Source organism: Arthrobacter sp. P1_B3, assembly GCF_056406615.1.
The window spans coordinates 82,288-95,699 of the sequence record NZ_JBFTZV010000002.1 but is presented as its reverse complement, the minus strand read 5'-3'; the positions used below and the strand labels follow the sequence as shown (position 1 = coordinate 95,699).

Annotated in this window: 10 protein-coding genes; 8 read left to right on the top strand and 2 right to left on the bottom strand. The window is 64.6% G+C overall.

Annotated elements, in window-relative coordinates; all coding sequences use genetic code 11:
• Positions 1 to 72 precede the first annotated feature (72 nt).
• The 7 genes from rplK (at position 73) to AC1D2F_RS03120 (ending at position 7,497) form a co-directional block, all read left to right on the top strand.
• Positions 73 to 504 carry a 50S ribosomal protein L11 gene (gene rplK / locus AC1D2F_RS03150; protein ID WP_018773647.1) on the top strand — a complete coding sequence of 144 codons (432 nt, stop codon included), beginning with the start codon at positions 73 to 75 and terminating at the stop codon, positions 502 to 504.
• 141 nt (positions 505 to 645) lie between these two features.
• Positions 646 to 1,353 carry a 50S ribosomal protein L1 gene (gene rplA, locus AC1D2F_RS03145; RefSeq protein ID WP_476966153.1) on the top strand — a complete coding sequence of 236 codons (708 nt, stop codon included), beginning with the start codon at positions 646 to 648 and terminating at the stop codon, positions 1,351 to 1,353.
• A gap of 233 nt (positions 1,354 to 1,586) precedes the next feature.
• A complete protein-coding gene (locus AC1D2F_RS03140) occupies positions 1,587 to 2,705 on the top strand; it encodes a GNAT family N-acetyltransferase (RefSeq protein WP_476966152.1) in 1,119 nt (372 codons plus the stop codon).
• A 216-nt stretch (positions 2,706 to 2,921) separates the two neighbouring features.
• Positions 2,922 to 4,031 carry a GNAT family N-acetyltransferase gene (locus tag AC1D2F_RS03135; RefSeq protein WP_229992781.1) on the top strand — a complete coding sequence of 370 codons (1,110 nt, stop codon included), beginning with the start codon at positions 2,922 to 2,924 and terminating at the stop codon, positions 4,029 to 4,031.
• Between the two features lie 326 nt (positions 4,032 to 4,357).
• Positions 4,358 to 4,951, top strand: coding sequence for a 50S ribosomal protein L10 (gene rplJ, locus AC1D2F_RS03130; RefSeq protein WP_028276542.1), 594 nt, complete (start codon positions 4,358 to 4,360; stop codon positions 4,949 to 4,951).
• A 77-nt stretch (positions 4,952 to 5,028) separates the two neighbouring features.
• Entirely contained in the window at positions 5,029 to 5,400 is a 372-nt protein-coding gene (rplL, locus tag AC1D2F_RS03125; RefSeq protein WP_028276543.1) for a 50S ribosomal protein L7/L12, read from the top strand.
• Positions 5,401 to 5,646: 246 nt separating this feature from the next.
• On the top strand, positions 5,647 to 7,497 hold the full coding sequence (locus AC1D2F_RS03120; protein ID WP_476966151.1) for a bifunctional metallophosphatase/5'-nucleotidase: 1,851 nt from the start codon (positions 5,647 to 5,649) through the stop codon (positions 7,495 to 7,497).
• A 111-nt stretch (positions 7,498 to 7,608) separates the two neighbouring features.
• Here the strand turns inward: AC1D2F_RS03120 and AC1D2F_RS03115 are convergent, their stop codons facing one another.
• Positions 7,609 to 8,097 (bottom strand): aminoacyl-tRNA deacylase, encoded by a 489-nt coding sequence (locus AC1D2F_RS03115; RefSeq protein ID WP_229992783.1) that lies wholly within the window; start codon positions 8,095 to 8,097, stop codon positions 7,609 to 7,611.
• Between the two features lie 117 nt (positions 8,098 to 8,214).
• On the bottom strand, positions 8,215 to 9,414 hold the full coding sequence (locus tag AC1D2F_RS03110; protein WP_476966150.1) for an acetyl-CoA C-acetyltransferase: 1,200 nt from the start codon (positions 9,412 to 9,414) through the stop codon (positions 8,215 to 8,217).
• A gap of 464 nt (positions 9,415 to 9,878) precedes the next feature.
• Here AC1D2F_RS03110 and rpoB point away from each other — a divergent pair, with 464 nt between their 5' ends.
• On the top strand, positions 9,879 to 13,394 hold the full coding sequence (gene rpoB / locus AC1D2F_RS03105; RefSeq protein ID WP_090575285.1) for a DNA-directed RNA polymerase subunit beta: 3,516 nt from the start codon (positions 9,879 to 9,881) through the stop codon (positions 13,392 to 13,394).
• The last annotated feature ends 18 nt before the right edge of the window (positions 13,395 to 13,412 follow it).

Genomic DNA, 13,412 nt, shown 5'->3' with positions numbered 1-13,412 from the left:
GCCTTGCCATGGCGGCCACCAACCTGAGGCACGCTCCTGTGCCCCAGGACGTATTTGAGAGAAGGACCTACATTGGCTCCCAAGAAGAAGGTCACCGGCCTCATCAAGCTGCAGATTCAGGCAGGTGCCGCTAACCCGGCCCCGCCGATCGGTCCTGCGCTCGGCCAGCACGGTGTCAACATCATGGAATTCTGCAAGGCGTACAACGCTGCGACGGAAGCCCAGCGCGGCAACGTTATCCCCGTGGAGATCACGGTCTACGAAGACCGTTCCTTCACGTTCATCACCAAGACCCCGCCGGCTGCAGAGCTCATCAAAAAGGCTGCAGGCGTCGCCAAGGGTTCGGCTACCCCGCACACCGTCAAGGTTGCCAAGCTGACCCAGGCCCAGGTCAACGAGATCGCCACCACCAAGATGGAAGACCTCAACGCCACGAGCCTCGAAGGCGCAGCGAAGATCATCGCCGGCACCGCCCGCTCCATGGGTATCACCGTCGAAGGCTAATAGCCTTCCCCGCCGGGCAACCGGCACCACCTAAACATTGAGATGTTGGGAACCCGGCACGGACAAACCGTTCGGAATCCCGACTGTGGCAGGGCCCAGCGCGGTCCGCAGACCACAACTGCACAAGGAGAAATAAGCAGCATGGCAAAGCGCAGCAAAGCATATGAGGCAGCCGCGGCCAAGATCGACGCGGAGAAGTTCTACGCGCCGTTCGAGGCAGTGACGCTCGCCAAGGACACCAACCCGTCCAAGTTCGACGCCACCGTTGAGGTCGCTTTCCGCCTGGGCGTTGACCCTCGCAAGGCTGACCAGATGGTCCGCGGCACCGTCAACCTGCCCCACGGCACCGGTAAGGTCGCCCGCGTCCTCGTCTTCGCAACGGGCGACAAGGCTGAGGCTGCAATCGCAGCCGGCGCCGACTTCGTTGGTTGCGATGACCTGATCGAAAAGATCGCCGGCGGCTGGACCGACTTCGACGCCGCCGTTGCCACCCCTGACCTCATGGGCAAGGTTGGCCGCCTCGGTAAGGTCCTGGGTCCGCGTAACCTGATGCCGAACCCGAAGACCGGCACCGTGACCGCTGACGTCGCGAAGGCTGTCAACGACATCAAGGGCGGCAAGATCGACTTCCGCGTCGACAAGCACTCGAACCTGCACTTCATCATCGGCAAGGTTTCGTTCGACGCCATCAAGCTGGCCGAGAACTACGCGGCAGCACTGGAAGAGGTCCTTCGCCTCAAGCCGTCCGCTTCCAAGGGCCGTTACATCCAGAAGGCCACCGTCGCCACCACGTTTGGCCCGGGCATCTCGGTTGACCCCAACGTCACCAAGGTCCTGACCGAGGTCTAGTCCTCACCGGATCCACGGATCCTCGGAGCTGCCAGCAACACCGGCGTCACCGGTTTCCAGCGAAAGGCCGTCCCGCAACCGCGGGGCGGCCTTTTCGTCGTCTCTGCGCCTGACATTCTTGGCGCCTGAATAGCGGGCGCCCTGACATCAGCGGCGTCTCGAAGCCCCAAAGCCCCAAAGCCCCAAAGTCCCGAAGCCTTGGAGCCGCCGGACTTGCCGGTTAGGCTGTGCCGGTGACTACGCCGTCGTACCTCATCGAGCAACTCTCCCTGCCCGCCAGCCTTGATGCTGACGCAGCAGAGTTCCTGGAATTCATGGAACTCTGCGACGAACTCGAGCTGCAGACCTGGGGCAACCTTGACCGGGCTTCGTCCGCGGCGGCGCGCCTTCAGTATTGGCGGGACACGGCCTACACCCGCACGCGGCTCTTCTTCGTCCGTGTCGAGGGGCGCATGGCGGCCAGATCCTGGGTCCGCTGCGAATTGCAGGAGAATCTGGGCAGTGCGCTCCTGCACGTAAGCGTCTTGGATTCCTTCACCGGCGCAGGGATCGGCCGGGCCCTGCTGGAGCACGCCGAGGCGCTGGCCGCCGCCGACGGGCGGACCATACTGCAGACCTTCACTGAGCACCCGGCCGGCTTCGACGTCTACGCCCCGTTTCTCATCAAGCCCGCCACGGGAACCGGAGCGCTGCCAGCCRGCGCGCGCGGCGTCCGCTTCGCCGGTCTGGCCGGCTACCGGCTGGAGCAGGTCGAACGGTTTAGTTCGCTCGACATCCCGCCGGTTGCGGACCTCGACAGCCTGGAACGGGACGCCCTGGCCAGGGCGGGGGAGTACGAACTGCTGCACTGGACCGATTCATGCCCGGAGGACCTTGCCGCCCAGCTCGCGGTGCTGATGTCGCGCATGAGCACCGATGCCCCCGCTGGTGCCCTGAGCTATGAGCCGGAGATCTGGGACGTCGCCCGGGTCCGCCACGTCGAGGACACCTGGCGTCGGGCCGGCCTGTCCGCCCTGGTGGTCGCGGCACGGCACCTGGCCACCGGTGAACTTGCCGCCTATACCGTCCTCCAGACAACAGCCGACAAACCATGGTTGGCCAGCCAGGACGACACCCTCGTCGCGGCGGGCCACCGCGGCCACCGGCTCGGCATGCTTATCAAGATCCTCAACCTGCGCCTGCTGCAGGAGGCTCACCCGGCTGTGCGGCGCGTCCTGACCTATAACGCCGCCGAAAACGTTCACATGCTCAGCATCAACATCGCGCTGGGCTTCAAGCCGGCGGGCTACGACGGCGAGTGGCAGCGGACCGCGGCCGGTGACGGCACCGTGAGTGACGGCACTGTGAACTGACGGCACCGTGAGCGACGGCACCGTGAACTGACGGCCCTGTGAACTGGCGACCGTGTGAACAGGCGCCTGCGGCGCCAGGGCGCCGGACGGGGCGGAAACTGCCCGGCGTCACCAATGGAACAGCGGCTCAAACCAGCATATGCTGGCGGTTGAAAGCCCGGTTTGAGCCGGGCCGTACCGACGGTGGGTGGCACAACGGCTGAAATGATGCCCTCTATGGCAAACGATGTACGGATTGAGCAGGTGTGGATCCCCGATTCCCTTGACGCGCCCGATGCCGCCGATTTCCTCGCCGCCATCGAAGTGGGGCGGCGGGTCCGGATGCAGACCTGGGGCACGGACGACCTTGCCTACGCGCCGCAGGAGAAGCTACTTGAGATGGCGGACCCCTACGAACGCCAGGTGATCCTGGTGGCCAAGATCGACGGCGTGATTGTCGGGACGGCAGACATTGCCCTGCCGCTCGTGGACAACCTCGACCTCGCCGAATTCACGCTCGACATCCTTCCGGAATTCCGGCGCCAGGGCGTGGGCAGGCATCTGCTGGAGGCCGCGGAGCACTTCGCCCGGGACGAGGGCCGCCACACCATCCTGATCGACACCAACCATCCGGGATCAACCCTGACGGACCCGGATGCCGAACAGCTCGTGCCCGGCAGCGGCGTCGGGTTTGTTCCGATGGGAAGCCGTGACGTGGAATTTGCCCGCCACGCCGGCTACACGCTCCAGCACATCGAACAGTTCAGTTCCTGCGCACTGCCGCTGGACACCAAACTCGTCGCCGAACTTGAGGCCGAGGCCGAGGAAGCCAATGCCGGCCGCTACCGTCTGCACCACTGGACGGACCGGTGCCCTGACCGGTGGCTGGAGGCCGTCGCCGCCCTGGAGAACCAGGCAGGCGAGGACGAAGTGCCGGGACCGGATGCCCAGGAAATGGTGTTCGACGGCGGCATCCTCCGGGAGGCGGAGGAGGTCACCATTGCCCAGGGCCGGCGCACGGTGGTCACCGCCGTCGAGCACATCGCCAGCGGAACGCTCGCGGGCCTGACCACCATCAGTGTCCTTGCCCTGCGCCCGGACGTCGTCTTCCAGGACGACACCGTGGTGCTGCAGGAACACCGCGGCAACAAACTCGGGCTGCTGATCAAGGTCGCCAACATGGAACGGCTGAGCGAACAGTTCCCGGACGCCCGCGTCCTGTACACCTGGAACGCCCCTGAGAACCGCTACCTCCTGAAGGTCAACCAGCAGCTCGGATTCACCACAGCGGGCGTGACGGGTCTCTGGCAGAAAGAACTCCCCAACTTCGGCCCGGCCGTCAGCTGAGGGCTGTTCGCCTAACCCTGCCCGCTAGGCCCGATTTGGAACAGGCGCGCCGCGTCCCGTAAGCTTGAAGGACCAAAGACCGTCGGTTGTTGGAAATCCACTCTCCCAAGCAAGACTCACTTCTGCAGTCGCGCCGGGAGAGCGCAGTGGATTTCCGGACGAAGGACCCTGAACATAGGGCGGCCGGCGCAGGTGAACGAAGCAAAGCTCCGCGGTCATGGACCGCGTCGAGACAAGCCCCGTGCATCTGCGCGGGGCGTTTTTTAGTTTTAGCTCTTTTTGAGCGGGGACCCGGACACACCGGCACTATCCCCGGAAGGAGGGTTATGGCAACGCCTAGCAAGGTTTCAGCAGTAGCTGAGATCACTAACGATTTCAAGGAATCGAACGCCGCTGTCCTGACCGAATACCGTGGGCTCACCGTTGCACAGCTCAAGCAGCTGCGTGTTTCTCTCGGCCAGGAAACCAAGTTCTCGGTCGTCAAGAACACCCTGACCGCTATTGCAGCCAAGGAAGCTGGTGTCGAAGCATTCGACGGTCAGCTCGCCGGCCCCACTGCAATCGCGTTCATCAAGGGTGACGCAGTTGCCGCTGCCAAGAGCCTGACGGATTTTGCCAAGGCTAACAAGCAGCTGGTCATCAAGACCGGTTACTTCGAAGGCAAGGCACTGAACGCCAGCGAAGTTGCTGCCCTGGCAGCACTCGAGTCCCGTGAGCTGCAGCTCGCTAAGGTTGCAGGTATCCTCAAGGCTCCTGCTGCCGCTGCTGTACGCATCATCGACGCACTGCGCCTCAAGCTTGAAGAAGAGAACGGTGCCCCGGCAGCAGCCGAAGCACCCGCCGCTGAAGAAGCTCCCGCAGCAGATGCAGCAGCCGAGGCCGAAGCACCGGCCGAAGCCGCAGCCCCCGAAGAGAACTAGTCCTCTTCTCCATAAGACTCCGGTGCGACAGCGAGCCTCAGGGCCGCCGCGCACCACTATAGGAAGGACGCCACACCATGGCGAAGCTCACCAACGAAGAGCTCATTGAAGCTTTCAAGGAACTGACCATCATCGAGCTCTCCGAGTTCGTCAAGCTCTTCGAAGAGACCTTCGAAGTAACTGCTGCTGCTGTTGCCGTTGCCGGCCCCGCCGCTGCTGCAGAAGAAGCTGAAGAGAAGACTGACTTCGACGTCATCCTCGAAGCTGCTGGCGACAAGAAGATCGCAGTGATCAAGGAAGTTCGCGCCATCACCTCCCTGGGCCTCAAGGAAGCCAAGGACCTGGTTGACAGCGCACCCAAGGCTGTTCTCGAAGGCGCCACCAAGGAAGCTGCCGAGAAGGCAAAGGCTCAGCTCGAAGAAGCTGGCGCCCGCGTTACCCTCAAGTAACTCTCGCCGTCCGGATCCATCGCGATCCGCACTGCTCGAAGGAAACCCCGTCCACTCAGGTGGGCGGGGTTTCCTGCGTTCCCGGGACCGGAAACCCGAAACCCCCGGACCGGAAGCCGGCGCCGGTGAACGGTACCCAAGGATTCGGCAAAAAAGTTTTTCTGATACCCCTGTCGCACTTGATGGCGCGACCCTAGACTTTGGATTTGTGCCCACCGGCCCCCAACGTTCAGGAGTTCACCCACAATGACGGACCCAAACACTTCCCCCTCCCGCCGCGCCATGCTTGCGGCAGCCCTCGTGGGCGGCGGCGCGGCCGCCGCCGCGCTGGCCGGAGCCCCGGCGGCGCAGGCCATCCCCGGCGAAGCCAGTGGCAGGGCAACTGCCAAGAAACAGTTCACCCTGACGGTGCTCGGCACCACGGATCTGCACAACAACGTCTTCAACTGGGACTACTTCAAGAACGTCCCCTATGCCGACGCCGGCGGGAACAAGATCGGGATTGCCCAGGCCGCGACCCTGATCAACGCCATGCGGGCCGAGCGCGGCGCGGCCAGCACCCTGACCATCGACGCCGGGGACACCATCCAGGGCACGCCCCTGGCCTACTACTTCGCCAAGATCAACCCCATCTCGGCAACCGTGAAACACCCCATGGCGCTGGCCATGAACGCGATCGGCTACGACGCCGTGGGGCTGGGCAACCACGAGTTCAACTACGGCATTGGGCTCCTGCGCACCTGGGAGCGGCAACTGGACTTCCCGCTGTTGGGCGCCAACGTGCACGACGCCGTGTCGGGCGGGCGCGCCTTCACCCCCTACGTCCTGAAGCGGATCAAGACGGACAACGGCTGGCTGACGGTCGGCCTGGTCGGCCTGGTGACTCCGGGCTGCGCACTCTGGGACCGGGACAACGTCCAAGGCAAGCTCGATTTCAACGGCATCGTAGAAGAGGCCAGAACCGTCATCCCGCAGGTGAAAGCGGCCGGGGCCGACGTCGTAATCGTCACGAGCCATTCGGGGGCGACTCCCGGGTCCTCCTACGGTGACGCCCTGCCCTTCCCCGAGAACGCGTCCACCCAGCTGGCAGAGGAAGTCCCGGGCATCGACGCCATCCTGGTMGGGCACGCCCACCTGGAGATCCCCGAGCGCTTCGTCACGAACAAGGCCACGGGCAAGCAGGTGCTCCTGACCGAGCCGCTCAAGTGGGGCATGCGCGTCTCCGTCATGGACCTCGAACTCGTCAAGGAAAAGGGGCAGTGGACCGTCACCGCGGCGCATTCGCTCCTTTTGGACGCCAAGACCGTCGACCCCGATCCCGCCGTCGTCCGGGCCGTTCAGGCCGGGCACGAGGCCACGGTGAACTACGTCAACGAGGTCATCGGAACTTCCACGGCGCCGCTCAGCACGGCCACCGCCTGCTGGGAGGACTCCGCCGCGATCGACGCCATCAATTACATCCAGGCCAGCACCGTCAAGGCCGAGCTGGCCAACACTCCCGCGGCAGGGCTGCCCGTATTGTCCATCGCGGCGGCGTTCTCCCGTGCTGTGGACGTCAAGGCCGGACCGCTGACCATCCGCGATGTCGCAGGACTGTACATCTTCGACAACACCCTGCTCGCCATCAAGGTCACCGGCGCGCAGGTCAAGGCCTACCTGGAGTGGTCCGCCCAGTACTTCAAGCCGGTGACCGCCACGACGGCCAGGGCCCAGGACGTCACCAACGCTGTGACGGCCACGGCCCCGAACGGCACGCCCGACTACAACTACGACGTCGTCTACGGACTCGACGCGCCGCTGAACTATGAGATCGACCTCGCCCGGCCGGCGGGGGACCGGATCGCCAAGCTCAGCTACGGCGGCCGGCCGCTGGCGCCCGAGCAGGAATTCGCTTTGGCCATCAACAACTACCGGCAGAGCGGCGGAGGCAACTTCCCGGCCGTGAAGAGCGCGCCGGTGCTCTCGAACAGCCAGCAGGAGATCCGGCAGCGCATCATCGACTATGTCGTGGACCGCGGAACCCTGGACGTCGCCGTGTTCAGCCAGGCCAACTGGCGGCTCACCGTCAACGGGACGCCACTGACGGTCACCGCCTAACCCAACTCCAACAACAACGCGGGCAACAACAAACGCGGGGTCACTTCGGGCCCATCCCGGCCGTCGGGATGGGCCCGGGAGTGAGCCCGCGTTGCTTTTAACCCGGGCGGGCTAGTTTGGTTCGGTGATGTCGGCGACGACAGCGCCCAGGGCCGCCGTCAGGGCGTCCGCGTCCACGAACGCGCTGTAGCCATGTTCCCCCGCGCCCATGGAGATCCGCCGGCCCGTGATGGTCTGGTCGGCGTAGACAGGCCAGGGGCGGGTGCTGCCGAGCGGCGTGATGGTCCCGCGCTCGTACCCGGTGGCCTCGAAGGCGGTATCCGCCGCGGGCAGCGAGAGCTTGTTGACGCCCAGCAGCGCCCGCAGCTTGGGCCAGGAGATCTGACGGTCGCCCGGGACCAGGGCGAACAGGAAACTGCCGTCCTTGTGCTTGACCACGAGCGACTTCACGATGTCCGCGGGCCGGATCCCGAGGATTCCGGCCGCCTCCTCCAGGCTGCGGGCGGCGAGGCGTTCCACGATCTCGACGTCCAGGCCGCGGGCCGCGGCGTCGGCCAGGAATCTCTCGCGGCCGCCGCTGGTTGCTCCCTGCTCCGTCATCCCCGTCAAACCTTTCCCTGGCTCCTCGTGGCAGTTCCTCGTTCCCTGTGTCGCGCGGTCCCCCCGGTGTCCCCGGTTTCCCCGGTTCCGCGGTTTCCCGGTTCGCCGGGTGCCGGTTCAGTCGCGGTACAGCAGCAGCGCCTCGCCCTGGCCGCCGCCGCCGCACAGGGACACGGCCGCCTTGCCGGTGCCCCGGCGTTTGAGTTCGTGGGCCGCGTGCAGGGCCAGGCGGGCGCCCGAGGCCCCGATCGGGTGGCCCAGGGCGATGGCCCCGCCATGGATGTTGCACTGCTCCAGCGGATAGTTGAGGTCCTTCAGGGACTGCACCGCGACGGAGCCGAAAGCCTCGTTGATTTCGATGAAGTCCAGGTCCGCGGCGGACCAGCCGGCTTTGTCCAGGGCGTTCTTGATGGCGTTCGACGGCTGGGAGTGCAGCGAGTTGTCCGGCCCGGCGACCTGGCCCGGCTTGCCGACCACCGCCAGGTACTCGAGGCCGTTGTCCTCGGCGAACTGCCGGCTGGCCAGCACCAGGGCGGCGGCGCCGTCGGACAGGGGAGAGGAGTTGCCCGCGGTGATGGTTCCGTCCGTGACGAACGCGGCTCGCAAACCGGCCAGCGATTCGACTGTCGTGTCCGGCCGGATGCCCTCGTCGGAGGTGACGGCGATCGGATCGCCCTTGCGCTGCTTGACGCTCATTGGGGCGATCTCGCCGTCGAAGACGCCGTCCTTGGCAGCCCGGGCGGCACGCTGGTGCGACTGGGCCGCCACCTCGTCCTGGGAGGCCCGGTCGATGCCGAGGGTCAGGTTCTTGCTCTCGGTCGAGAGTCCCATGGACTGCCCGTCGAAGGCATCGGTCAGGCCGTCGTGCGCGGCCACGTCGAGGGCCTGGACCGTGCCGTACGCCCAGCCCTGCCGGGAACCGGGCAGCACGTGCGGTGCGCGGGTCATGGACTCCTGGCCGCCGGCGACCACCACCGTGGCGTCGCCGCTGCGGATCATCCGGGCGGCGTCGATCACCGCGGTGAGGCCGGAGAGGCAGACCTTGTTGATGGTCACCGTGGGAACGTTCCAGCCGATGCCGGCGCCGATGGCGCTCTGGCGCGCCGGGTTCTGGCCCGCTCCGGCCTGCAGGACCTGGCCCATGATTACGCTGTCCACCTGGTCGGCTTTGACGCCGCTGCCGGCAAGGGCCGCCCGGATGGCGTGCGTGCCGAGTTCGACGGCGGTGAAGCTGGCCAGCTGTCCGTTCAGGCGCCCCTGGGGGGTACGGGCGGCTGCGAGGATGACAACATCGTTGTTGTCCGCGGGATTGCTCATGGTGTTTTCTTCCGATCTACTTTCGACTTATGTCTACGTTATCGTGAGCCCCGTCACCTATCCATTCGGCGGCCCCGGTCACGGTCTCGGTCAGGTTCCGCCCACTGTCTCGGGCGCCGTCCGGCGGGACTTCGCCAGTAGTCCAGCAGAACTCCGGCAGAACTCCAGAAAAACCCCGGCAGAACTTCGTGCTTGCAATCCCGCCGGAAGTGGGGTAGACAAGTAGGTTGCTTTGCCGTATCGTAGATATTTGCGTCTTCCCTGTTTACCTTCAGCCTTCATATAGCGGTGGGCTTAGCCTGACAGCTGTTCCATCAATGTGCCGTCTACAACGTGCACCAGCATGGACAGCGCGGGTCCCGGGTCATATAGCGGAACCGGACTGGTAGCGCTGCGGAGTCATTCTGCAGAGTGCATAACGGGGGAGATCTGACAACGCCTGAAGGTCTGTGGAAGGATCCCTCTTGGTCGCCTCGAGCACCTCTAATGTAAACAACGCTACCGCTATCAATGCCGACAGCACCGACGGTGCAACCCGCCGGCTCTCATTCGCAAAGATTCACGAACCTCTTGATGTTCCGAATCTGCTCGCCCTGCAAACCGACAGCTTTGACTGGCTGGTCGGAAACGAACGCTGGCAGGCGCGCGTTGCGAAGGCCGTCGAAGAAGGCGACCTCAGCGTCGCCACCTCCTCGGGTCTGTCCGACATCTTCGAAGAGATCTCCCCGATCGAAGACTTCCAGGGCACCATGTCCCTGAGCTTCTCCGAGCCGGAGTTCGCTGACCCCAAATACACCATGGCCGAGTGCAAGGACCGGGACGCAACGTACTCCGCTCCGCTGTACGTCAAGGCCGAGTTCATGAACAACAACACGGGCGAAATCAAGCAGCAGACCGTGTTCATGGGTGACTTCCCGCTGATGACCGAGAAGGGCACCTTCGTCGTCAACGGCACCGAGCGTGTCGTCGTCTCCCAGCTGGTCCGCTCGCCGGGCGCCTACTTTGAGCGCACCGCCGACAAGACCAGCGACAAGGACATCTTCACCGCGAAGATCATCCCGTCCCGCGGCGCCTGGTTCGAACTCGAAATCGACAAGCGCGACCAGGTCGGCGTCCGTCTTGACCGTAAGCGCAAGCAGTCCGTCACCGTGCTGCTGAAGGCCCTCGGCTGGACCGAAGGCCAGATCCTCGAGGAATTCGGCCAGTACGACTCCATGCGCGCCACGCTGGAGAAGGACGCCACCGAGACCCGCGAAGACGCGTTGCTGGACATCTACCGGAAGCTGCGACCGGGCGAGCCGCCCACGGTTGAGGCTGCCCAGTCCCTGCTGGACAACCTGTACTTCAACTCCAAGCGCTACGATCTGGCCAAGGTTGGCCGTTACAAGATCAACCGCAAGCTTGGCATCGACCGCTCCCTTGGCGACAAGGAAGCTTCGGTCCTGCACGTTGAAGACATCGTGGCCATGATCAAGTTCCTGGTTGCACTGCACGCCGGCGAGAAGACCCTCACGGGCAAGCGCGACGGCCAGGACCACGAGCTGCGCGTCGAGATCGATGACATCGACCACTTCGGCAACCGGCGCATCCGCGCCGTCGGCGAGCTCATCGAGAACCAGGTCCGCACCGGCCTGTCCCGTATGGAGCGCGTTGTCCGCGAACGCATGACGACCCAGGACGTCGAGGCCATCACGCCGCAGACCCTGATCAACATCCGTCCCGTCGTGGCAGCCATCAAGGAGTTCTTCGGAACTTCCCAGCTGTCCCAGTTCATGGACCAGAACAACCCGCTCTCGGGTCTGACCCACAAGCGCCGCCTGTCCGCGCTTGGTCCGGGTGGTCTGTCCCGTGACCGTGCCGGCATGGAAGTTCGTGACGTGCACCCGTCCCACTACGGACGTATGTGCCCCATCGAAACTCCTGAAGGCCCGAACATTGGTCTGATCGGTTCGCTGGCTTCCTACGGACGCATCAACCCGTTCGGTTTCATCGAGACCCCGTACCGCCTGGTCGCCGAGGGTGTCGTCTCCGATGAGGTCAAGTACCTCACGGCCGACGACGAGGCCGAGGTCCTGATCGCTCAGGCCAACGCCCCGCTCGACGAGAACAAGCGTTTCGCGGAAGAGACCGTCCTGGTCCGTGCCCGCGGTGGTGGAGGCGAGCCCGTGCTGGTTCCCGCCGCCGACGTCGAGTTCATGGACGTTTCCCCGCGCCAGATGGTGTCCGTGGCTACCGCCCTGATCCCGTTCCTCGAGCATGACGATGCCAACCGTGCACTCATGGGTGCCAACATGCAGCGCCAGGCCGTGCCGCTGGTCCGTTCCGAGGCACCGTTCGTCGGTACCGGCATGGAGCGCGCCGCTGCTGTCGACGCCGGTGACGTCACCATCGCCAAGAAGGCCGGTGTGGTCACCGAGGTCTCCGCTGAGCTCGTCATCATGCTTAACGACGACGGTACGGAAACCAACTACCGCATCAACAAGTTCGCCCGCTCCAACCAGGGCAACTGCTACAACAACCGTGTCCTGGTGAACGAAGGCCAGCGCCTGGAGGTCGGCGGCATCATCGCTGACGGCCCGGCAACGGACCAGGGCGAGCTCGCCCTCGGTAAGAACCTCCTCGTGGCATTCATGTCATGGGAAGGCCACAACTTCGAGGATGCCATCATCCTGTCCCAGCGCATCGTGGCCGAGGACGTCCTGTCCTCCATCCACATCGAGGAGCACGAGATCGATGCCCGCGACACCAAGCTTGGTGCCGAGGAAATCACCCGTGACATCCCCAACGTGTCTGAGGAAGTCCTGGCAGGCCTGGACGAGCGCGGCATCATCCACATTGGTGCCGAGGTTGAAGCCGGTGACATCCTGGTCGGCAAGGTCACCCCCAAGGGCGAGACCGAACTGACCCCGGAAGAGCGCCTGCTGCGCGCCATTTTCGGTGAGAAGTCCCGCGAAGTGCGCGACACCTCCCTGAAGGTGCCGCACGGCGAGTCCGGCACCGTGATCGGTGTCCGCGTCTTCGACCGCGACAACGACGACGAGCTGCCCCCGGGCGTTAACCAGCTGGTGCGCGTTTACGTGGCTGCCAAGCGCAAGATCACCGACGGCGACAAGCTCGCCGGCCGTCACGGCAACAAGGGTGTTATCTCCAAGATCCTTCCGATTGAGGACATGCCCTTCCTTGCCGACGGTACCCCCGTTGATATCGTCCTGAACCCGCTGGGTGTTCCGGGCCGTATGAACGTCGGCCAGGTGCTGGAAACGCACCTCGGCTGGGTTGCCAAGACCGGCTGGAAGATCGAGGGCGAGCCCGAGTGGGTCAAGCAGCTGCCGAACCTGCCGCGCGAGAGTGGCCAGACCACTGTGGCGACGCCGGTCTTCGACGGTGCGCGTGAAGAGGAAATCACGGGCCTGCTCGATTCCACCAACGTCACCCGCGACGGCGACCGCCTGATCAACTCCTCCGGCAAGACCCGTCTGTTCGACGGCCGCTCCGGCGAGCCGTTCCCGGATCCGATCTCGGTCGGCTACATGTACATCCTGAAGCTCCACCACCTGGTGGACGACAAGATCCACGCCCGCTCCACCGGCCCGTACTCCATGATCACGCAGCAGCCGCTGGGTGGTAAGGCACAGTTCGGTGGCCAGCGCTTCGGTGAAATGGAAGTGTGGGCGCTCGAGGCTTACGGCGCCGCTTACACGCTCCAGGAACTGCTGACGATCAAGTCGGATGATATCCACGGTCGTGTGAAGGTCTACGAAGCCATCGTCAAGGGCGAGAACATCCCCGAGCCGGGCGTTCCTGAGTCCTTCAAGGTCTTGATCAAGGAAATGCAGTCGCTGTGCCTGAACGTGGAAGTGCTTTCCACGGACGGAACCACAATTGAAATGCGTGACTCTGATGACGCAGTCTTCACGGCTGCGGAAGAACTGGGCATCGATCTGTCTCGTGCAGAGCCCAGTTCCGTAGAAGAGGTTTAGCAGGGGCCCGGAGAGAAG

Coding starts and splice junctions, on each gene's coding strand:
- rplJ (WP_028276542.1), top strand. CDS start 4,358: ATGGCAACGCCTAGCAAGGTTTCAGCAGTAGCTGAGATCACTAACGAT.
- rplL (WP_028276543.1), top strand. CDS start 5,029: ATGGCGAAGCTCACCAACGAAGAGCTCATTGAAGCTTTCAAGGAACTG.
- AC1D2F_RS03115 (WP_229992783.1), bottom strand. CDS start 8,097: ATGACGGAGCAGGGAGCAACCAGCGGCGGCCGCGAGAGATTCCTGGCC.
- AC1D2F_RS03135 (WP_229992781.1), top strand. CDS start 2,922: ATGGCAAACGATGTACGGATTGAGCAGGTGTGGATCCCCGATTCCCTT.
- AC1D2F_RS03110 (WP_476966150.1), bottom strand. CDS start 9,414: ATGAGCAATCCCGCGGACAACAACGATGTTGTCATCCTCGCAGCCGCC.
- rplA (WP_476966153.1), top strand. CDS start 646: ATGGCAAAGCGCAGCAAAGCATATGAGGCAGCCGCGGCCAAGATCGAC.